Raw genomic sequence first — 20,414 nt, forward strand, 5'->3', positions numbered from 1 at the left:
TAAATACCTTTATTAATAGAATATAGGAGTTGAAATATAAAATTTACACACACAGGGGTCTTCGGTTTGTGTGACGGGATAATAGCGCGCAGTCTAAAAAACGCCCAAACAAATAAAGGTTGGGCGTTTTTGACGTGCTATATTTTCAGAGTGTGAACTTGGTTCTTAGCGTCACTAAGGAAACTTTTAACATTAGTTTCCTTAATTCCACTAAGGAAATTTTTTCATTAATTTCCAAGTGATGCTTTAAAACCTTTATCAAGATCTGAAATGATGTCTTCTACTTTTTCTGTTCCAACTGATAATCTTACAAGTTCTGGTAGTACACCTGAAGCTTTTTGTTCTTCTGGTGACAATTGTAAGTGTGTTGTACTTGCAGGATGAATGATTAATGATTTAGAATCACCAACGTTTGCTACGTGTGAGAATAAATCTAATCCTTCAACGAAATTAGCAATATCGTCTACTGAACCATCAACGCCAAAGGTGAGTATAGCGCCTTGTCCATCTGGTAGATATTTTTGAGCTAATTCATTGTAAGCATTGTTTTCTAAACCAGGATAGTTTACCCATGTTACATTTGGATGTTTTTCTAAATATTGTGCGATGCGTAAAGCATTTTCTGAATGACGTTCCATACGTAGATGTAATGTTTCTAAACCAATTAAGAACTCATGAACATTGAAAGGTGATACAGATGCACCTAAATCACGTAATAATTGAACACGTGCTTTAGTGATAAATGCAGCTTCTCCTACATCCTTCGCATAAGAGACACCATGATAACTAGGGTCTGGTTCTACTAAGCCAGGGAATTTACCGTTATCCCAATTAAATTTACCACTATCAACAATGACACCGCCGATTGAAGTACCATGGCCACCAATAAATTTAGTGGCTGAATGAACAATAATGTCAGCACCATGCTCAAACGGACGTAATAAATAAGGCGTTGGGAATGTATTGTCAACAATTAATGGAACGCCATTATCATGTGCAATATCTGCAACAGCTTCTATATCTAGAACATCAATACGAGGGTTGCCGATTGTTTCTGCATAAACAACTTTCGTTTTATCTGTAATAGCATTTTTAAAGTTTTCAGGATTGCTAGGATCTACAAAATGGACTTTAATACCTAATTTTTTGAATGTCACTTTTAATAAATTATATGTACCACCGTATAAGTTTGAAGAAGCAACAATTTCATCACCTGTTTCAACGATGTTTAATAATGCGAGATGTATTGCAGCTTGTCCTGAAGCAGTAGCTAAAGCGCCAACGCCCCCTTCTAGAGCCGTGATGCGTTCTTCAAAGACATTTTGTGTTGGGTTCATAATTCTCGTGTAAATATTACCGTCTTCTTGTAGCGAAAATAATTTTTGTGCATGGTCTGTACTATCAAATACATAACTCGTTGTTTGATGGATAGGTACTGCGCGTGATTTTGAATCATCCACTTGTTGACCGCCATGAATTGATAATGTGTCTAAATGCCATGAATTCTGACTCATAATGTAAATCCTCCTATAAATTTGAATTTTCTGATAACTAACACTATACAAGAGCTATATAGTGAATTCAAGTATTCTTATTAAAAAAGTAAGGATTTATTTTAAGTGTTTTACAATATTTTAATTATAAAATTTGCAAAAAGGGCTGAAACTATTTATAATTCATATCAGTATAGTAGGGAATAAGCAAAATATTAAAAACACCTGTGTGTGGAGGACTATGATGATTGCATATGATTTAATCGGCAATACACCTATGGTATTATTAAAATCTTTTAGTAATGAGGATGTTCAAATTTATGCTAAATTAGAACAATTCAATCCTGGCGGTAGTATTAAAGATAGACTTGGGAAGTATTTAATTGAAAAAGCTTTAGAGAACAACTTAATACAAAAAGGTGGAACTGTAGTAGAGGCATCAGCAGGCAATACGGGTATTGGCGTAGCTATTGCAGCCAACCATCATAATATAAATGCAGTTATTTTTGCACCTGAAGGTTTTGCAGAAGAAAAAATAGCTATTATTAAAGCCTTAGGTGCTGAAGTTAGAAGAACTGAGAAAGCACTAGGCATGCAAGGTGCTCAAGAAGCAGCAAAGCAATATGAATTGCAAACAGGCGCACTTTATTTAAATCAATTTGAATCTGCTAACAACCCGAAAGCATATTTAGAAACGTTGGGCAAAGAAATTACAGACGCATTGCCAGAAATAGATTATTTTGTAGCTGGTATAGGTTCAGGAGGTACATTTACAGGTGTTGCAGAACACTTAACTTCATTAAATGTAGAGAATGTCATAGTTGAGCCGGAAGGTTCTATATTAAGTGGAGGAGCTCAACATCCCCATGATATTGAAGGTATCGGTTCTGAAAAGTGGCCTCAGTTTTTACCTGAATCCTTAGTTTCTGATATTGTTAAGGTATCTGATAAAGATGCTTTTGAAAATGTAGCATTATTGGCAAAACGAGAAGGATTACTTGTAGGAAGTTCCTCTGGCGCAGTCTTACAAGGTGCATTAGAAGTAAAAAAACACATCAATAGTGGCGTTATTGTAACGATTTTTCCTGATGGTAGTGATCGATACATGTCACAAAAAATCTTTAATTATGAGGAGAATCATTAATGAATAAAAAAACACAATTAATTCACGGCGGATCTACTACAGACCCATATACAGGTGCAGTAACTACACCAATTTATCAAACAAGTACATTTATGCAAGATGACATCGGTGATATGAGACAGGGATATGAATATTCTCGTTCAGCTAATCCAACACGTAGTTCATTAGAAGGCTTAATTGCTGATTTAGAACATGGTCAATATGGTTATGCATTTGGTTCAGGTATGGCAGCAATATCAGCAGTGATTATGTTATTAGATGAAGGCGATCATTTATTGATAAATTCTGACGTTTATGGTGGCACTTATAGAGCTCTAACAAAAGTGTTTTCACGTTTTGGAATAAAAGCAGATTTCATAGATACAACGCATATAGATGAAGTGGAACAATATATTAAACCAGAAACAAAAATGTTATATATTGAGACACCTTCAAATCCATTATTACGAGTAACAGATATTAAAAAATCAGCTGAAATTGCACAAAAACATAATTTGATATCAGTTGTTGATAATACATTTATGACGCCATATTTCCAAAACCCATTAACATTGGGTATTGATATCGTATTGCATTCAGCTACAAAATACATTGGTGGTCATAGTGATGTCGTTTCAGGCCTAGTTGCTACAAATGATGAGAACCTAGCTGAGCGTATTGGATTTATTCAAAATTCAACAGGCGGCGTGTTGGGACCACAAGATAGTTATTTATTAATTCGTGGTATTAAAACATTAGGGCTAAGAATGGAACAAGTACAACGTAATGCACTTTCAATTATTGAAATGTTGCAACACCATCAAAATGTTAAACAAGTATTCCATCCAAGCATCGCTGAACATTTAAACCATGATATCCACGAAGCACAATCAGAAGGACATACTGGTGTTGTTGCTTTTGAAGTTGAGGATATAGAAAGTGCCAAAGCAATTATCCGTGAATCGCAATATTTCACATTAGCTGAAAGTTTAGGCGCAGTAGAAAGTTTAATTTCTGTACCAGCATTAATGACACATGCATCTATTCCTAAAGACATTCGTGCCAAAGAAGGTATTGCAGATGGGCTAATTCGTCTCTCAGTTGGCATTGAAGACACTGAAGATTTAGTGGAAGATTTAAAAAAAGCGTTAGATCACCTAAAATAATTAATTATAAAAAAGAACCTCCAATCATTTGGAGGTTCTTTTTTATAAGACACTGTTCTGTTGTGATATCTATGTAGTACTTTTTGTAGCCTTTGTATGTCATATTGGATAATGGCTTATTAGGACTTAAGTTTAGTTTTAAGATAAGGCTTCTATGTATCACAGGGTTATTTTCTAGGAATACCAATCACATGACCTAATTGTTTTGGAATGTCGAAGGGTTGTTGGCTATCAAAATATGTTTTGATCTTATCATAAACAGGTTCAGGGAAATTCATGCTACGTCTTGTATGGTGACTTACGCCCATCATAATGACTTCATAAGTAGCCGTACGTTCATCCTGCTCATTATACATCGTTAAAAACAAATGCACTCTCTTGGCATCATAGTCATGTATATGAAATTTGATATAAAATTGATCATCTAGTAATAATTCATTTAAAAAAGAAATATGTGCTTCGATGCTAAATATCGTGATCTCTTGATCGGGACGATATGAAATTGATAAATCTACAGATTCAAAGAAACCAACAACTGCATCACTGAAAATTGAATAATATTGTGCGTCGTGCATATGATTATTACGGTCAATCCAAGATGGTTGTACGGTATTTCTATATATGTATTCTTCTACCATGAGACCACTCCTATAATTATTTTTTAATATTGGACTACATAATTGTATCAGTTTTATAGTGAAAAGTTTAAAAATTTGTTTTCTCTATAATGATATTATTATTAGTTGAAAAGTGCGTATTATATAATGTGAATACCATCAAGAATAAGTATTTTCAGCGGTTTGAAAATTAAAGCTAAGTGAGTTACTATGAATATGTAAACGTTTACATTGTTGTGAGAGACAATACGAAGTTACATTGATAGATGTGTACAAAGGGGTTATATAATGTAATGCGTTCTATTTCACAATGATGATTTTACGTTTTAAACAAAAAATATTACTACGTACAAAGGGGATTACTATGAAGAAAGTATTTTTAATAGGTAGTGCCTTAATTGGTATAATTGTGGGCGCTGGATTTGCTTCAGGACAAGAAATCCTACAATATTTTACTAGTTTCGGTAAGTTGGGTATATTTGCAGCAATTGTTTCAACAATGTTATTTTCATATATTGGTATGGTACTTGTATGGCTAGGTAGTAAGTTTAAAGCTCAAAGTCATAATGATGTAATACATAAATTAACAGGCGGTACATTGTTTGGTAAAGTGCTTGCATGGGTGATAGATATTGTACTCATCATCGCTTTATTTGGATTTGGTGTCGTAATGCTTGCTGGTGGTGGTTCGAACTTTGAACAACAGTTTGGTATACCAGCAGTACTTGGAACATTATTAATGGTTCTCTTAGTATTTTTATTCGGTATGTTACGTGTAGATAATGTTGTTAAAGTTATCGGTAATATTACACCGTTATTGATTATAGCGATTCTCGTTGTTGCGGTTTATTGCTTGTTTACTATGTCAGGTACGTTTACTGAACTCACTGACATAGCTAAAGAACATACGTCAGCGGTGCCGAATTGGTTTATTTCAGGAGTTAATTACGTTTCATTAAATATCAGTTTAGGAGCAACTATGGCAATTGTTATGGGTGGTAGTGAGAAGAATCCTAAGGTAGCTGCATGGGGTGGCTTCTTCGGAGGATTTGTTTTAGGCATAATGATTATGATAAGTCATTTTGCGATACTTTCTAAAATTGAAACGGTAGGGGATTTACCAATGCCGATGTTAGGGCTTGTAAATGATATATCTCCAATTTTAGGTGTTCTTATGTCTATTATTATCTATTTAATGATATTTAATACGTGTTTAGGTATGTTCTATTCACTTGCTACACGTTTTACTACTCCTGAAACAAAACAGTTTAAAATATTTTATATCTTAGCTATTTTAATTGGCTTTGCAGTAAGTTTTGCAGGATTTACAGACTTAATGTCATTATTTTATCCATTCATTGGTTATTTAGGATTAGTATTAATTGTGGTATTAATTTATGCACCATTTAAAGTTAAACGATTAGAAAAAAATGGAGAATTACCATAATAGAAATAAAATCAATATGATCATTTGTGTAGGCTTTATTTTACAAATTTGAATATTAAGATAGAATGAATAGGCATAGAACTAAGAAAAACAGATGTATTGTGAGGGGAGTACTATTATGGTATTTGTTGCATTAATATTATTTATTTTATCTTTAGTCTTACTTATTTATTCTATCGCATTATTAATGGGCAAGGATGGTTCGTTATTTAGTTTGTTTACGAATGGAGAAAAAACTTTAACTAAAGGACAAAAGTTATTAATCTATATCGTTACGATAGTTTTGTTAGTGATAAGTTTAGTTTGGTTACTTAATTTAATTTAAAAGTTGTGTCTTTAGTTTGAAAAATAATTTATATATTTAAAAGGACTAATCCATTTAATACGGATTAGTCCTTTTATTTTGAGAATGGTATTTATGTCCAACCTCGAGAATAACTAATATTTTCTTAAAAAATCAACGTCACGATCGAAGATTTCTTTAACAACATAAGTTTGTAATGTTGTTAAAATCTTTTCGATTACTTGTGTTTTGTTAGATAAAATACGAATGCTAAAACCATGTGTTGGTAACTGTGTAATACCAAAACGACAATCATATACTTGTTGCAAGTGTTTAATTTGATCGAATACGTTATCTATAAATTTTTGGTTAACATCTGGGTGGATAAAATAACAAGAACCCAAGTGGCTATAATGCTCCATGTAACCAATATCATCCACTTTATTTTTAGTTGGATCAAGTAACATATTATCAAATACAACGAGATCATCGTCTACATAAATTTCATTTAATAAATGCATATATGTGTAGCTAAAGGCTTTACCTTCTTTAGAATATCCTGGTGTTAAAATATCTGTATAAAATAAAGATGCTGTTGAACTCAAGTTAAATGTATTATGTTGATAGAATTTGGCATTTTCAAAAGCGATAATTGGATCGCCTACATATTCCGCATAAGCGTTATCTTTAATATTGAAATTTTGATATTGTTCCACATGGTCATTTAACGTTTTATAAATTTTCGTTGCACCTTGCGAAGTTAATATGACTTTCGCATTAGTGTCTATATTGAAGTTCATGTTATAGCGATCACCGTCTAAATAACCGCCACCTACGTTTACAATATAAAATGTAGGAATATCCGAGCCGTTTAAGTAAACTGGACGCATTACTTTTAATGCTCTTTCAAAAAAGATATCACGTGCAACAGATTTTTTTCCGTTATTAAAAACAGTTAAATCTAATTGGCCGGTCCATTTTTGATTTGACTCAGACATTAAGCTAATCCTTTAAGAAATACATCTTGTTCAATCCACTCAAGTACATTGTCTAAACCTTCGTCAGTTTTAAGATTTGTGAAAGTGAAGGGGCGATCACCACGGAATGCTTTTGTATCTTCTGCCATGCGTTCTAATGATGCATCAACATAAGGCGCTAGGTCAGTCTTATTGATTACAAAGTAATCAGATTTAATCATACCTTGTCCACCTTTGCGAGGAATTTTTTCGCCTTGTGCCACATCAATAATATAAATTGAAAAATCAACGAGTTCTGGGCTGAAAGTTGCAGCTAAATTATCTCCACCAGATTCAATGAAAATAAGTTCGATATCCTCATTGCGTTCTTTTAGTTCATCAATTGCTGCAAAGTTCATTGATGCATCTTCACGAATTGCTGTGTGTGGACATCCACCTGTTTCAACACCGATAATTCTATCTTCAGGTAATACACCTGAGTTAACTAATATTTTTTCATCTTCTTTTGTATATATATCATTAGTGATAACACCAATGCTCAAGTCTTTTGCTAAACGTTTAACAATTTTCTCGATAAGTTGGGTTTTACCTGCACCGACAGGCCCCCCGATACCTATTTTAACTGTCTCTGTCATAAAAATTGTCCTCCTAAGATATAAAAATTCTTACATTGACGTTCTCGTGTTCCATCTGGTTGATTTCTAATCCTGGCGCAGTAATGCCCAATTGAGATTCATCCAATGTCATGATATGGTCTCTTGTCTCTTTCATAAGTGGAATCATATGATGGACAATACGTTGACCAGCAGTTTGCCCTAAAGGAATTGCACGTACAGCATTTTGAGTTAAACTAGACACGTTTTGATATAAATAATAATCAATAATTGTTTCGATATCGACGCCTAAATGATGTCCGAGCATTGTAAAACAAATGGCAGGATGCAACTTGGCTTTTTTCTCTTTTAGTTGCGCATTGTACCAGTCAATCCAGTCACTATCATAAAGTTCTGAAGCGAGTTTGACCATGCGGTTACCCATTTGTTTTGAACCTTGTCGTGTTTCTTTTGGTAAGTTTTGCACGAAAAGAATTTTATCTAATCGTAATATAGATTCTGAATCATTTTGATCGAGCGCATCATAGACAAGGCGCATGGCTAAGCCATCTGCATATGTCAATTGTTCATTTAAGAATAACGTGAGCCATTGTTGAAAGCTTTCTTCGTCATGTACTGTGTCCCGTTGAATATAAGTTTCAAGACCAAATGAATGACTAAATGCACCTGTCGGGAATTGAGAATCACAAAATTGAAACAGACGTAGGTGTGCATGATCAGTCATGTGAATGACCTATATGTCTAAATGCTTTATTTACTTTACGATCTTCGTGCTCGTATGGAATCCCTAAATCTTTTAATAAAGATTCTACTAAGTAGTCGTATTGTACAAGCATTTCAGTTTCTGTAAATTGTGCTGGCAAATGTCTGTTGCCAAGTTGATGCGCGATATCTCCCATTTCTTGTAGCGTGCGTGGTTTAATAACGAGTAAATCTTCAGAATTCACATCTACGATAATCATATTGGTATCGTCTTTATATAAAATGTCGCCATATTGTAAATCAATAGGTTGTTTTAAACGAATTCCAATTTCATTACCATGGTCTGTCGTTACACGTTGAATACGTTTAACTAAATCAGAGTTTTCCAAGTATACTTTTTCTGTATGTTTCTCTTTTTCACTATCAGCAATGTTAGCGATATTTCCTACAATCTCTTCGATGATCATTTTTTACCTCCTAGAATAAGAAATAGCGTTGAGTTAACGGTAGTTCAGTAGCTGGTTCACTTGTAATTTTTTCTCCGTCTACGAATACTTCATATGTTTGTGGATCAACATCTATTTTGGGCGTTGCGCTATTATTTTTCATATCTGCTTTACTTAATTTACGGATATTACGAACAGGTCTCACTTTACGTTTTAAACCGAGTAGTTTATCAATGTCATTTTCATAAGCTGTTGACGACACGAAAGTCATTGAAGTACTTTGCATATTGCCGCCTAATTGTCCGTACATTTTACGGTACTTCAATGGTTCAGAAGTAGGTATAGAACCATTAGCATCACCATTAATGGCTGTATTAATGAGTCCGCCTTTAAGAATAACATCTGGTTTTACACCAAAGAAAGCAGGTTCCCACATGATAATATCGGCGAGTTTACCTTCTTCAATAGAGCCAACATAATCTGAAATACCGTGAGTAATTGCAGGGTTAATCGTATATTTAGCGATATAACGTTTGATACGATTATTGTCATTATGTTTACTGTCACCTTCTAATGCACCGCGTTGTTCTTTCATACGGTGCGCAACTTGCCAAGTACGTGTGATAACTTCACCGACACGTCCCATAGCTTGAGAATCAGAACTTACCATACTAAATACGCCAATATCATGTAATACATCTTCTGCTGCAATTGTTTCTTTACGAATACGAGAATCAGCAAAGGCGATATCTTCTGGGATTGCAGCGTTTAAGTGATGGGTAATCATGACCATATCTAAATGTTCATCTACAGTATTTACTGTGTATGGAAGCGTTGGGTTTGTAGAAGAAGGTAAGATGTTTGGATAGGCAGCAGATTTAATTAAATCTGGCGCATGGCCACCACCAGCACCTTCTGTATGATACATGTGTAATACGCGGTTTTTAACTGCGGCCATCGTTTCTTCCATGAAGCCAGCCTCATTTAATGTATCAGCGTGTAGTGCAATTTGAACATCATAGTCATCTGCGACTTGTAAAGCATGGTCTAATGCTGAAGGCGTTGCGCCCCAGTCTTCATGTACTTTTAAGCCAATCGCGCCAGCATGTACTTGTTCTACTAAGGCAGTGTGATTGACTGCTTGTCCTTTACCAGTGAAACCGATATTTAATGGCAATGATTCCGCTGCTTCTAACATGCGGTGTAGGTGCCATGGTCCTGGAGTAACTGTAGTTGCTTTTGCACCTTCAGATGCACCAGTACCGCCACCAATATGGGTAGTAACCCCACTTTCAAGTGCAACTTGTGACTGCTCAGGGTTAACAAAGTGAACGTGTGTATCGATACCACCTGCAGTTACGATTTTACCTTCTGCTGAAATGATATCAGTCGTAGCACCAATGATAATATCTACATTATCCATAATATCTGGATTACCTGCTTTACCGACTGCCATAATATAACCATTTTTGATGCCGATATCGGCTTTAATGATTTTATCGTAGTCGATAATCATTGCGTTTGTCATAACTAGATCTGCAACTTGTTTATCATCACGCGTGACATTAGGGTTTTGAGCCATGCCATCTCTGATAGATTTACCGCCACCAAATGTTGCTTCATCGCCATACGTAGCATAATCTTTTTCCACTCTTGCAAATAAATTTGTATCTCCAAGTCTTACAGAGTCACCAACTGTTGGACCATAAAGACTTGTATATTGTGATTGCGTCATTTTAAAACTCATGCTTTATACCCACTTTCTTTATTCGCATTTTCGCTTTCTTCATTAACTTCTTCTACTGATAAATCTTCATCTCGATAGACACAAGATTCATCAATGGGTCCATTCACTTCACCGTGGAAACCAAAAATTCTTTGTTTGCCTCCATATTCAATCAACTGAACATCTTTTTCATCTCCAGGTTCAAAACGTACAGCCGCACCTGCCGGAATATCCAGTCGTTTACCATACGCCTTTTCGTGATCAAATTTTAATGCAGGATTCACCTCAAAAAAATGATAGTGTGAACCGACTTGTACAGGTCGATCTCCAGTATTTTTTACATTAAGTATTGTGGATTTATGACCTTTATTCACTTCTATTTCTGTACGTTTAACTATAATTTCACCAGGTTTCATAATATAAATCCTCCTTTATACAATTGGATGATGTATCGTAATTAATTTTGTGCCATCAGGGAATGTTGCTTCGATTTCCAAGTCAGTTATTAAACCTTCGACACCTTCCATCACATCATCTTCACTTAATATTTGCCTACCGTAACTCATAAGTTCTGCTACAGATTTCCCATCTCTTGCACCTTCAAGAATTTCGAAACTAATTATAGCTACTGCTTCTGGATAATTTAACTTTAAACCTCGTTGTTGACGTCTGCGTGCTAAATCAGCAGCTACGACTAACATCAACTTATCTTGTTCACGTTGAGTAAAATGCACGAGCTTCACTACCTTTCAATTATTAATATGTTTCTACTATTTATCTCCATATTTTAATAATAGGCCGTTTATAATTTAACTACAAGAATAACCCCTTGCAAGTGTGAAAAATAAAGAAAAATTTGATAATGGAAAATATGTATCTCTTTAAATTTAGTGGATATTAATATAATATTATTTAAGTTAAAGAATATAGAAATCAGGTGACGTTGTGGACGCTATTCGGATAATATTGAAGAATATTGCGCAAGTATTATTGTTGAACAATTCGTGGACAGGGTTGTTTATTTTAGCAGGAATTTTTGTAGGCAATTGGAAAGTGGGGCTAATGGCTTTAATTGCAAGTGTCATTTCCTTATTGCTTGCAAAACGCACGAATTATTCCGAAGAGGAAATCAATACGGGATTGGCTGGATTTAATCCCGTACTTACTGCCATTGCTTTAACATTGTTTTTAGTACCAGAATGGTATAGCGTGATTATTGTATTAGTGGCAATTATTATAACAATGCCTATTGGTTCGGCATTTAGAGAGTTTTTTAAACCATTTGGTGTGCCAATGTTAACAATGCCATATGTATTTGTAAGTTGGATTGTATTACTCATGTCATTCCAATTTAAATTTGTGAACGCAGATGTTAATATTTTGCCGAATACAGTTCAGGAAATTAAATTTTCTGGTCATAGTATCGACTTTATAAGTGCATTTTTGACAGGTTTCAGTGAAATATTTTTACTTAAAAATATGATTGCAGGTATATTAATTCTTATTGGTATTTTTATTGCTTCTAGAAAAGCTGGTACATTTGCAATTATTGCAAATATTATAGGTTTTGCAGCAGTCACGGTACTTGGTGGTAATCACGACCAAATTAATGATGGTCTGTTTGGCTATAATGTCATACTTACAGTGTTAGCTTTAGGTGTCGCATTTAGTACTAGAATTCCGCGTTATATAAGTATTGTGTTAGGCATTCTGCTAACTGTCATATTACATGCAGGCATGACTACATTATTAACACCATTTGGTTTACCGGTATTTACATTGCCATTTATTATTGCTACGTGGATTATGCTATTTGCGGGTAATCAAATGAAAGAACAACAAATAGAGTGATATAACATGAAAACTTAAAGTAATCTGGTTGAAAGTGTAGTTAACTCTATTGTTATAAGTTTTAAAATATAAATTTCTAATTGATTTTAAGAATGGTTTTTTAGAAAGAAGGAAAATAAATGAAAAAATTAGTTGTATTGTTTGCAACCGCAGCAATTACTTTAGCAGGATGTAGTGGATCTGGAAGTCAATCTAAAGGAAACACTTTGAACATTGAGTTACCTTTAAAAACAACTTCAATCGCCCCTTATGAAACCGATGTACCAGTGAAAATTGGCGCAGCAGAATCTTTGTTTAAAGCCTCCGCTGAAGGGAAAGTTCAAAAATTATTAGTTGAATCATATGATCAAAAGTCACCAACTCAACTCGATCTAAAAATAAAAGATGATATTAAATTCCAAAATGGTAAAAAAGTGACTGGTAAAGCAGTGAAATCTAGTTTGGAAGAAAGTATTGAGAAAAGTGACTTGGTAAAAGGATCTCTTCCTATTAAGGACATTCAAGTAGACGGACAAAATGTTACGATTACGACAAAAGAAGCATATCCTGAATTAGTTTCAGAGCTTGCCAGTCCATTTTCAGCGATTTATGATACGGAAGCAAAGGGCGATGTAAATAAAACACCTGTTGGTACTGGACCATATCAAATTAAAGATTATAAGCAATCTCAAAAAATTAAGTTAGATCAAAACAAAGACTACTGGCAAGGTAAACCGAAACTAGATCATATCAATGTTACATATCAAGAGGATGGTAACGCGCGTACGAGTGATTTAGAATCAGGTAAAGCAGACGTCATTACAGATGTACCTGTTGAAAAAGTAAAAACACTAAAAGAGAGTGATGAAACAAAAGTATCAAATGTTTCAGGATTTAGAACAGGCTTACTCTTATATAACCATACTAGCGATAAGATGACGCAACCTGTACGCGAAGCACTTGATAAAGTCATAGATCGTGAAAGTATTGCTAGAAATGTGTCAAAAGGTCATGCTAAACCAGCGACCGGGCCTTTCAATACCAAATTAGATTTCATAGAGAATCAACAAGTACAGAAACAAGATATAGATAAAGCCAAGCAAATTATGGAAAAAGAAGGCTATACCAAAGAACATCCATTACAATTAACAGTTTCAACATATAATGGGCGTCCAGAGCTTCCAAAAATTGCACAAGTCATCCAATCAGATGCTAAAAAAGCAAATATCGATATTAAATTACGTAATGTGGATGATATCCAAGGTTATCTAAAAGATAAAAATCAGTGGGATGCATCACTTTATAGTTTTGGTACGATTCCAAGAGGAGACACAGGTTATTTCTTCAACCAAGCGTACAAACCAGAAGGTGCGATTAACGCAGGTGATTATGACAATGACAAAGTGACTGGGCTAATAAATCAATTTAATAAAACAGTAGATACAAAAGAACGTCATCGTTTAACGAATGAAATTATTGATATAACGAACAAAGACTTAGCAAATAGTTATATTTCATATAATGATAATATCGTCGGTATGAATAAAGATGTAGAAAACCTAAAAGCAACACCGGAAGGCGTCTATCTTATCGATTATAAAGTAGATAAAAAACAATGATATTAAAAAATATACTTTCTAGAATTGGACAAATGATCATTGTATTGTTTGTCCTTTCTACTATCACATTTATATTAATGAAACTTACGCCAGGAGACCCAGTCGACAAAATTTTACATTTAGATGTAGCTAACGTTTCAAGTGAACAAATTGAAGCCACCAAACAAAAATTAGGTTTAGATCAGCCCGTAGTCATCCAATATATTCAATGGTTAGGACAAATTGTACAATTGAACTTTGGTACGAGTTATCAAACAGGTGAACCTGTAATCAATGAATTGATTTATTATACGCCACCTACAGCATTCATAGCTGTTTTGACTATTATTATTGTTTTTATTGTAGCAGTGCCATTAGGTATTATTGCAGCGAAATACTATCATACTTGGATTGATACATTGATCCGGATAGTAACATCTTTTACTGTTAGTATACCGTCCTTCTTTTTGGGAACATTATTGATTTATGTATTTGCTCAAAAACTCAACTTGCTCCCATCATCCGGATTAGATTCGTTAGCAGGGTACGTCTTACCTGTGATAGCACTTAGCATAGGTATGAGTGCCTATTATGTCAGATTAATGCGTTCTAATTTAGTAGAATTGTACCAATCAAAAGAAATAGAAGCGGCTCGGCTCAGAGGGATGTCTGAACGTTATATTTTATGGAAAGACTTGTTTAAACCTGCTATTTTACCGGTCGTTACTGTCTTGGGTATGTCTATAGGCAGTCTTATTGGAGGCACAGTGGTTATTGAAAACTTATTTGGCATACCAGGTATTGGCCATTTCTTAGTCGATAGCATTCGAGCAAGGGATTATCCTGTCGTGCAAGGTGCAGTCCTTATGATCGGCTTCCTTGTAGTTCTAGCTAACACCATCAGTGACTTACTGCTATTATGGCTAGATCCAAAACGGCGATACAATAAAAAACGTAAAAAGACTAAAGTAGCGCGTCAGGATGGTGAGATGTAATGAAACATATGAATAAACACAATCTCATTTTCTATGTTTTTGCCTTCTATCTCATCATAATTATCATAGCGCAATTTTTTGTTTCAACTCATAGTGCATTAGAAGTACATTTAGGTAATGCTTTGGAAAAGCCAAGTTTGGCCCATTGGTTAGGCACAGATGATTATGGTAGAGATTTATTATCGAGAGTTATTGTTGGAGCAAGATACACTTTACTCATTAGTTTGGTTACATTACTTGTTACAGTAATTATTGGTGTCCCACTTGGACTTTTAGCAGGCTACAAAAAAGGCATCGTTGATACTGTGATTATGCGTTTAATTGACATTGGACTAAGTATTCCAGAATTTGTATTGATGATTGCATTTGCCAGCTTCTTTAAACCAAGTATTTGGAATTTAGTCATCGCCATTACAATAATTAAATGGATGACATATACAAGACTTACGCGTTCTGTAGTAAGCAGTGAAATGATGAAACCTTATATACAAATGGCTAAGCTTTTTAATGTGCCAACGCGTACAATTATTTGGAAGCATTTTTTACCACAAGTTACGCCATCTATTATTGTGCTGATGACTGTGGATTTTGGTAAAATCATACTTTATATTTCATCACTATCCTTTTTAGGATTAGGTGCGCAACCACCTTCACCTGAATGGGGTGCAATGCTTAATGCGGGACGTGACTATATTAGTTCTTATCAATTATTATTAATTGTGCCAGCAACTTTAATTACACTAACAATATTGTTATTCAATTTAGCTGGTGATGCGTTACGAGATAAATTATTAAAAGGGAAGCGTGATTTGGATGACTAATATACTCGAGATATCCAATCTATCAATCAAAGATAATACAGGAACCGCACTCATCCATAATATCAATCTAGGGCTTAAGCAAAGTAAAGTGAATGTCCTAGTTGGTGAAAGTGGTTCAGGTAAAAGTTTAACTGCCAAAGCACTCGTTCAACGTGTACCACGTACATTAGATATGAAATTTGATGGATTACGTTACAAAAACCAAAGTGTCAGAGATATGCATACTTTATTAGGCAAAGATATCGGTTTTATTTCTCAAGACTATACACACAGCTTTAATGATCATACAAAACTGGGTAAGCAACTTATGGCTATTTACAGAATGCACTATAAAGTTAAGAAAGCAGTAGCAAAGCAGTTTGTCATCAAAGCATTACAATGGGTAGATTTAGTACCTGACCAAGTCATGGACCGCTACTGCTTTAGCTTGTCTGGAGGACAACTTGCTAGGGTACAAATTGCAAGTGTTCTGATGTTAAATCCAGAAGTCATTATCGCTGATGAACCAACCTCATCATTAGATGCGATAACGGGCTATAATGTAATGAACTTAATTAAACATTTAGCGGAAGTGCATCAAGTAACTTTATTAATTATCACACATAATTTATCACACGTTTTAGATTTTAGTGACTGGATTCATGTGATACGTCACGGAGAAGTGATAGATTCTAATCATGTTCAAGCCTTTAAAAATCACAATGTAAAACCCTATAGCCTGGAGTTATTTAATTCCCGTAGTCAGCTAAGAAGGGAGAATGCTTATGATTGAATTAACAGGAATAAACTTTAAATACGATCAAGATCCTATTTTAACTAATATTAACCTGACTATAAAAGCGGATGAAATTATTGGTATCGTAGGTGAAAGTGGTTCCGGAAAAACAACTTTAGCGCATCTTATGCTAGGTTTACTTCAACCGACCGAAGGACAAATCATCACACATGGATTAACACTATTACCTATATTTCAGCATGCATATGATAGTTTTAATCCGAAATTTAATATGGGAAAATCCTTAGCAGAACCTATACAGTATTATAAAGGTACGGTTATGAGTGATGTAAAACGAAGAATGAAAGCATTGATGACATATATGGAATTAGATGCTAAGTTGTTGGATAGGTTACCTGATGAATTAAGTGGCGGCCAATTACAGCGATTTAATACAATCCGTACACTTATGTTGGAACCAGATATGCTTCTATGTGACGAAATCACAGCCAGCTTAGATGTTATTGCAGAACAAAAAATGATAGAAGTGCTGAAAGATTATCATCACAGAACACAAAAAGGCATGTTGATGATTTCTCATGATATTGCCTTTTTAAATCATTTGGTTGAAAGAGTTATTGTAATGAAAAATGGCATCATTGTAGACGATTTTAATGTAGAGAATTTATTTAGTAATCAACGACATGAATATACAAAACAGTTACTTTCTATATATTAAGAAAGTGGCTGTTTATATATATAACATCTACAATCATTTAGAATTTCAAATAGTAATTCTTTATATCTTATTGTGTTTAATACAACTTCCTGTATAATTTAAAATACGATAAAAAAGGGGACATAAAACAATGAAGAAACTATTATTACCTTTGTTAGTGTTGGTGCTTGTACTTGCAGCGTGTAGCAATGGCTCAGAAGACAAGTCGTCTAAAAAAGATAGCGAAAAAACAACTTACAAACAAGACTCAGGAGATAAAGTGAAAATACCTAAAAATCCTAAGCGTATTGTCGTTTTAGGGGCAACATATGCAGGTGGTTTAAAACAACTTGATGCGAATATTGTAGGAGTTGCGAATATCGTTGATGACAGTAAAGTATTAAAAGAAAAATTTAAAGATGTGGAGAAGGTAGATGCTGAAAATGTAGAAAGTGTCGCGAAACTCAAACCAGATTTAATCATTACTTATAATACAGATAAAAACTTGAAAAAAATGAAAAAAATAGCACCAACTGTTGCCTTTGATTATGCAAAACATGATTATAAAGAACAGCACCTAGAGCTAGGGAAAATTGTTGGCAAAGAAGATAAAGCAAAAAAATGGGTTGAAGACTGGGAACAAAAAACAAAAGATGATGGTAAAGAAATCAAAGATGCCATTGGAGCAGATACAACAGTGTCTATCATCAAAGATTTTGATAAAAAAATCTATGCGCTAGGTAAAACGTATGGTCACGGTAGTGAGATTTTATACGACTCATTTAGGTTGAAAATGCCAGAGACAGTAGAAAAAGCAACAAAAGAAAATGATTTAGCTGATATCTCAGAAGAGGAGCTTCCTAAAATGGCTGGCGATTATGTTGTGACTCCTGTAGCAAAAGGGTCAGACTTATCATTTGAAAATAAAGAAATTTGGAAAAATACTGAAGCGGTACAAAACAACCATACATTTAAAGTAGATGAAGGTATTTATTGGTTGAATGATCCATATTCATTAGAATATGAACGTAAAGATCTTAAAGAGAAATTACTAAATAGCAATTCATAGTGAATTGGACATGCTGAGAGGGCTTTTATTTATAAAGCCTTTCAGTATGTTTTTTTTATTAAAAAGTAAGTTGCTAGTGGTATTTAGGCGTACTTTTTTATTTAATAATGAATGTGTTAATCTTAAGTGAATGCGCTCACTTTTTTAATGGTAAATTATGGGATTAACAGTTGAATCAAGCTTAGACGTAATTTAAATCGATAAATTCAAATAAGAATAAATAGAGATGTTAGTTAAGTATTGGGGGATGTTATATGGAACAACAGCAAAAAATAAATAATTGGATTGAAATGACAAAATATGTGCACTATACAGAATCATTAATAGAAAAAACGTTAAAACAACAATATCATTTAAGCTTAAAAGAATTTTATGTACTATACGAAATTTATAAAGCAACAGGAAAAAAATATAAAATGAATGATTTAATCAAAATTGTAGATTTGAGTCAAAGTGCAATGTCGCGTTTAATCGTTAGGATAGAAAGAATGGATTGTCCGCTCGTTTATAGACAAGAATGTGTTGAAGATCAGCGCGCTATGTATATCTATCTAACTGAAGAAGGATTAACAATGACTAAAAAGGCGTTGAACATATATGAACAATTGATTGAAAAGATCGACCTATCGCAAATTCGTAAACTCACTCATATTAACGATGATTAATTCATTTAATTTTAGTTTTATAGTATAACCTAGGAAATAATCACAATGTAAGTGGATAACGGTTCTATAGTTTAAAGTAGGTGATTAACGCCCCCTATAGAGTGAGATATGGTATGGTGAGTAAAAATAGGGGGGCATGTTAAAATGGATATACAATCAGCGTGGCTAAATTTACCAGTAAAAGACCTTAAAGCAAGCGAAGCATTTTTTAGCGCAATTGGCTTTAAAATTCAACAAAATGACGCTGTTTTGGATAAAATGAGAGGAATTCAAACGAGCGATAATAAAATTATCATGCTTATTGAACGTAGCCAATTTAAAAAAGCATCTCAGCTTTCTAATATAGGCTCAAATGAAGCATTAGTTTCTATTTCCGTATCTCAGTCTCAAGAGGTTGATGCATTATTAAATAAAGTTAAAGAAGCGGGCGGTAAAGTATTGCAGAGCGGTACGATGTTAGAAGGGTTTTATGGTGGTTTGTTTAGTGACATAGATGGTCATTTATTTAATGTTATTGTGATGTAAAGTAAGTAGTAGCATATATTGTTAGGGTTGATAACGAATTTGGAAGGATGTATACCGATGATAAAAGCAATTGCAGTAGACAAAGATGGAACGTTATTTAAATCCAATCATACGTTTGATGAAATATATTTTGAAAAAATATTTGAAGAAGTAACGAAACGAAATATAAAATTTATTGTAGCAAGTGGAAATCAATATGCCCAATTACGATCATATTTCCCAGGCAAGGAATCACAAATTACGTATGTAGCAGAAAATGGTGCTGTTACATATGTTAATGATACGTTAATATCTTCCTCACATTTTGACCAACAACTTACTTTTGACATTTTGCAGACAATTATGGTGGATTATAATATCTCTGACGTTATAGTAAGTGGGATTAAATCAGCATATGTTAAAAGTAATTGTAGCGATGAATTTATGAATTTTATTACCAACTATTACTATGATATTGAAAAAGTTGAAAACTTTAGTGATATCAAAGATGACCAGTTTGTTAAAGTGGCGATGAGAATCAAAGATGACGATATCGTAAAGCAAGTGAAAGCTGGTTTGGAAAGTGAATATGCACACGAAATACGTGCCGTGACAAGTGGTGCTGAGAGTGTGGATCTTATTTTACCTGGTGTGAATAAAGGTGTGGCGATTCAAGCACTTTTAAACCAATGGGGAATAGATAAAGACGAATTATTAGCTTTTGGGGATGCTAATAATGACTTAGAAATGCTTGCACTGACGACACATAGTTATGCTATGGCAAAATGTAGTCCAGAACTTGAAAAAATAGCCCAACACCGTGCACCATCTAATGATGACTCTGGTGTATTACAAGTGATTGAAAGATACTTAAATCAAGAGGATAAAGAATAAATAGAAGTCGA

General features: G+C 34.0%; 23 protein-coding genes. 14 read left to right on the top strand and 9 right to left on the bottom strand.

All coding sequences use genetic code 11. The annotated features are described in order from the left end of the window. Positions 1 to 227: 227 nt before the first annotated feature. Positions 228 to 1,514, bottom strand: coding sequence for a homocysteine synthase (locus MHB47_RS01770; protein WP_021338824.1), 1,287 nt, complete (start codon positions 1,512 to 1,514; stop codon positions 228 to 230). A gap of 223 nt (positions 1,515 to 1,737) precedes the next feature. On the opposite strand from MHB47_RS01770, the gene MHB47_RS01775 reads away from it, so the two are divergent. Continuing rightward, a complete protein-coding gene (locus MHB47_RS01775; protein WP_340754680.1) occupies positions 1,738 to 2,637 on the top strand; it encodes a PLP-dependent cysteine synthase family protein in 900 nt (299 codons plus the stop codon). Continuing rightward, positions 2,637 to 3,782, top strand: a complete 1,146-nt coding sequence (locus tag MHB47_RS01780) for a bifunctional cystathionine gamma-lyase/homocysteine desulfhydrase (RefSeq protein ID WP_340754682.1) — start codon at positions 2,637 to 2,639, stop codon at positions 3,780 to 3,782. The genes MHB47_RS01775 and MHB47_RS01780 overlap by 1 nt, the downstream gene beginning before the upstream one ends. A gap of 167 nt (positions 3,783 to 3,949) precedes the next feature. Here the strand turns inward: MHB47_RS01780 and MHB47_RS01785 are convergent, their stop codons facing one another. Beyond that, positions 3,950 to 4,420, bottom strand: coding sequence for a thioesterase family protein (locus MHB47_RS01785; RefSeq protein WP_002506583.1), 471 nt, complete (start codon positions 4,418 to 4,420; stop codon positions 3,950 to 3,952). A gap of 343 nt (positions 4,421 to 4,763) precedes the next feature. Here MHB47_RS01785 and MHB47_RS01790 point away from each other — a divergent pair, with 343 nt between their 5' ends. Further along, complete coding sequence (locus MHB47_RS01790; RefSeq protein ID WP_340754684.1) at positions 4,764 to 5,846, top strand: YkvI family membrane protein; 1,083 nt, start codon at positions 4,764 to 4,766, stop codon at positions 5,844 to 5,846. Positions 5,847 to 5,964: 118 nt separating this feature from the next. Next, positions 5,965 to 6,171: a hypothetical protein gene (locus MHB47_RS01795; protein WP_107514248.1), complete on the top strand. Its 207-nt coding sequence runs from the start codon at positions 5,965 to 5,967 to the stop codon at positions 6,169 to 6,171. A 113-nt stretch (positions 6,172 to 6,284) separates the two neighbouring features. On the opposite strand, the gene MHB47_RS01800 is transcribed toward MHB47_RS01795, so the two are convergent. From MHB47_RS01800 to MHB47_RS01830, 7 genes are read right to left on the bottom strand one after another with little or no spacing between them, the layout of a single operon-like run. Next, complete coding sequence (locus MHB47_RS01800) at positions 6,285 to 7,127, bottom strand: urease accessory protein UreD (protein WP_340754688.1); 843 nt, start codon at positions 7,125 to 7,127, stop codon at positions 6,285 to 6,287. Next, on the bottom strand, positions 7,127 to 7,741 hold the full coding sequence (gene ureG / locus MHB47_RS01805; RefSeq protein ID WP_340754690.1) for an urease accessory protein UreG: 615 nt from the start codon (positions 7,739 to 7,741) through the stop codon (positions 7,127 to 7,129). The genes MHB47_RS01800 and ureG overlap by 1 nt, the downstream gene beginning before the upstream one ends. Positions 7,742 to 7,754: 13 nt before the next feature. Beyond that, entirely contained in the window at positions 7,755 to 8,444 is a 690-nt protein-coding gene (locus MHB47_RS01810) for an urease accessory protein UreF (protein ID WP_069817854.1), read from the bottom strand. Then, positions 8,437 to 8,889: an urease accessory protein UreE gene (ureE, locus tag MHB47_RS01815; protein ID WP_340754694.1), complete on the bottom strand. Its 453-nt coding sequence runs from the start codon at positions 8,887 to 8,889 to the stop codon at positions 8,437 to 8,439. Before ureE ends, MHB47_RS01810 begins: the two co-directional genes overlap by 8 nt. A 10-nt stretch (positions 8,890 to 8,899) precedes the next feature. Further along, on the bottom strand, positions 8,900 to 10,615 hold the full coding sequence (gene ureC, locus MHB47_RS01820) for an urease subunit alpha (protein ID WP_340754696.1): 1,716 nt from the start codon (positions 10,613 to 10,615) through the stop codon (positions 8,900 to 8,902). Further along, entirely contained in the window at positions 10,612 to 11,010 is a 399-nt protein-coding gene (locus tag MHB47_RS01825) for an urease subunit beta (RefSeq protein ID WP_340754698.1), read from the bottom strand. Before MHB47_RS01825 ends, ureC begins: the two co-directional genes overlap by 4 nt. Before the next feature lie 15 nt (positions 11,011 to 11,025). Further along, positions 11,026 to 11,328, bottom strand: coding sequence for an urease subunit gamma (locus tag MHB47_RS01830; RefSeq protein ID WP_340754700.1), 303 nt, complete (start codon positions 11,326 to 11,328; stop codon positions 11,026 to 11,028). Between the two features lie 211 nt (positions 11,329 to 11,539). Between MHB47_RS01830 and yut the strand changes: the two genes are divergently transcribed. The 10 genes from yut (at position 11,540) to MHB47_RS01880 (ending at position 20,403) form a co-directional block, all read left to right on the top strand. After that, positions 11,540 to 12,445, top strand: a complete 906-nt coding sequence (yut, locus tag MHB47_RS01835; RefSeq protein ID WP_340754702.1) for an urea transporter — start codon at positions 11,540 to 11,542, stop codon at positions 12,443 to 12,445. 119 nt (positions 12,446 to 12,564) lie between these two features. Continuing rightward, positions 12,565 to 14,043 carry a nickel ABC transporter substrate-binding protein gene (nikA, locus tag MHB47_RS01840; RefSeq protein WP_340754704.1) on the top strand — a complete coding sequence of 493 codons (1,479 nt, stop codon included), beginning with the start codon at positions 12,565 to 12,567 and terminating at the stop codon, positions 14,041 to 14,043. After that, the gene (gene nikB / locus MHB47_RS01845) at positions 14,040 to 15,017 is read left to right on the top strand and encodes a nickel ABC transporter permease (RefSeq protein WP_340754706.1); all 978 of its coding nucleotides are present in this window, start codon (positions 14,040 to 14,042) and stop codon (positions 15,015 to 15,017) included. Before nikA ends, nikB begins: the two co-directional genes overlap by 4 nt. Further along, positions 15,017 to 15,838, top strand: a complete 822-nt coding sequence (gene nikC / locus MHB47_RS01850; RefSeq protein ID WP_340754708.1) for a nickel transporter permease — start codon at positions 15,017 to 15,019, stop codon at positions 15,836 to 15,838. The genes nikB and nikC overlap by 1 nt, the downstream gene beginning before the upstream one ends. After that, the gene (locus MHB47_RS01855; RefSeq protein ID WP_340754710.1) at positions 15,831 to 16,610 is read left to right on the top strand and encodes an ATP-binding cassette domain-containing protein; all 780 of its coding nucleotides are present in this window, start codon (positions 15,831 to 15,833) and stop codon (positions 16,608 to 16,610) included. Before nikC ends, MHB47_RS01855 begins: the two co-directional genes overlap by 8 nt. Next, entirely contained in the window at positions 16,603 to 17,292 is a 690-nt protein-coding gene (locus tag MHB47_RS01860) for an ABC transporter ATP-binding protein (protein WP_340754712.1), read from the top strand. The genes MHB47_RS01855 and MHB47_RS01860 overlap by 8 nt, the downstream gene beginning before the upstream one ends. A 130-nt stretch (positions 17,293 to 17,422) precedes the next feature. Continuing rightward, positions 17,423 to 18,340 (top strand): ABC transporter substrate-binding protein, encoded by a 918-nt coding sequence (locus tag MHB47_RS01865; protein ID WP_340754714.1) that lies wholly within the window; start codon positions 17,423 to 17,425, stop codon positions 18,338 to 18,340. 254 nt (positions 18,341 to 18,594) lie between these two features. Further along, positions 18,595 to 19,005 carry a MarR family winged helix-turn-helix transcriptional regulator gene (locus tag MHB47_RS01870; protein ID WP_340754716.1) on the top strand — a complete coding sequence of 137 codons (411 nt, stop codon included), beginning with the start codon at positions 18,595 to 18,597 and terminating at the stop codon, positions 19,003 to 19,005. A gap of 144 nt (positions 19,006 to 19,149) precedes the next feature. Further along, positions 19,150 to 19,530: a VOC family protein gene (locus tag MHB47_RS01875; protein WP_340754718.1), complete on the top strand. Its 381-nt coding sequence runs from the start codon at positions 19,150 to 19,152 to the stop codon at positions 19,528 to 19,530. Between the two features lie 57 nt (positions 19,531 to 19,587). Then, a complete protein-coding gene (locus MHB47_RS01880) occupies positions 19,588 to 20,403 on the top strand; it encodes a Cof-type HAD-IIB family hydrolase (RefSeq protein WP_069833163.1) in 816 nt (271 codons plus the stop codon). Positions 20,404 to 20,414 lie beyond the last annotated feature (11 nt).

The organism is Staphylococcus sp. FSL K6-3157 (assembly GCF_038005145.1).
In the GTDB taxonomy this organism is placed as follows: Bacteria; Bacillota; Bacilli; order Staphylococcales; family Staphylococcaceae; genus Staphylococcus; species Staphylococcus equorum.

Excerpts from the sequence above, each read along its gene's own strand:
- MHB47_RS01770 (WP_021338824.1), bottom strand. The coding sequence starts at position 1,514 with ATGAGTCAGAATTCATGGCATTTAGACACATTATCAATTCATGGCGGT.
- MHB47_RS01775 (WP_340754680.1), top strand. The coding sequence starts at position 1,738 with ATGATTGCATATGATTTAATCGGCAATACACCTATGGTATTATTAAAA.
- MHB47_RS01780 (WP_340754682.1), top strand. The coding sequence starts at position 2,637 with ATGAATAAAAAAACACAATTAATTCACGGCGGATCTACTACAGACCCA.
- MHB47_RS01785 (WP_002506583.1), bottom strand. The coding sequence starts at position 4,420 with ATGGTAGAAGAATACATATATAGAAATACCGTACAACCATCTTGGATT.
- MHB47_RS01790 (WP_340754684.1), top strand. The coding sequence starts at position 4,764 with ATGAAGAAAGTATTTTTAATAGGTAGTGCCTTAATTGGTATAATTGTG.
- MHB47_RS01795 (WP_107514248.1), top strand. The coding sequence starts at position 5,965 with ATGGTATTTGTTGCATTAATATTATTTATTTTATCTTTAGTCTTACTT.
- MHB47_RS01800 (WP_340754688.1), bottom strand. The coding sequence starts at position 7,127 with ATGTCTGAGTCAAATCAAAAATGGACCGGCCAATTAGATTTAACTGTT.
- ureG (WP_340754690.1), bottom strand. The coding sequence starts at position 7,741 with ATGACAGAGACAGTTAAAATAGGTATCGGGGGGCCTGTCGGTGCAGGT.
- MHB47_RS01810 (WP_069817854.1), bottom strand. The coding sequence starts at position 8,444 with ATGACTGATCATGCACACCTACGTCTGTTTCAATTTTGTGATTCTCAA.
- ureE (WP_340754694.1), bottom strand. The coding sequence starts at position 8,889 with ATGATCATCGAAGAGATTGTAGGAAATATCGCTAACATTGCTGATAGT.
- ureC (WP_340754696.1), bottom strand. The coding sequence starts at position 10,615 with ATGAGTTTTAAAATGACGCAATCACAATATACAAGTCTTTATGGTCCA.
- MHB47_RS01825 (WP_340754698.1), bottom strand. The coding sequence starts at position 11,010 with ATGAAACCTGGTGAAATTATAGTTAAACGTACAGAAATAGAAGTGAAT.
- nikA (WP_340754704.1), top strand. The coding sequence starts at position 12,565 with ATGAAAAAATTAGTTGTATTGTTTGCAACCGCAGCAATTACTTTAGCA.
- nikB (WP_340754706.1), top strand. The coding sequence starts at position 14,040 with ATGATATTAAAAAATATACTTTCTAGAATTGGACAAATGATCATTGTA.
- nikC (WP_340754708.1), top strand. The coding sequence starts at position 15,017 with ATGAAACATATGAATAAACACAATCTCATTTTCTATGTTTTTGCCTTC.
- MHB47_RS01855 (WP_340754710.1), top strand. The coding sequence starts at position 15,831 with ATGACTAATATACTCGAGATATCCAATCTATCAATCAAAGATAATACA.
- MHB47_RS01860 (WP_340754712.1), top strand. The coding sequence starts at position 16,603 with ATGATTGAATTAACAGGAATAAACTTTAAATACGATCAAGATCCTATT.
- MHB47_RS01865 (WP_340754714.1), top strand. The coding sequence starts at position 17,423 with ATGAAGAAACTATTATTACCTTTGTTAGTGTTGGTGCTTGTACTTGCA.
- MHB47_RS01870 (WP_340754716.1), top strand. The coding sequence starts at position 18,595 with ATGGAACAACAGCAAAAAATAAATAATTGGATTGAAATGACAAAATAT.
- MHB47_RS01875 (WP_340754718.1), top strand. The coding sequence starts at position 19,150 with ATGGATATACAATCAGCGTGGCTAAATTTACCAGTAAAAGACCTTAAA.
- MHB47_RS01880 (WP_069833163.1), top strand. The coding sequence starts at position 19,588 with ATGATAAAAGCAATTGCAGTAGACAAAGATGGAACGTTATTTAAATCC.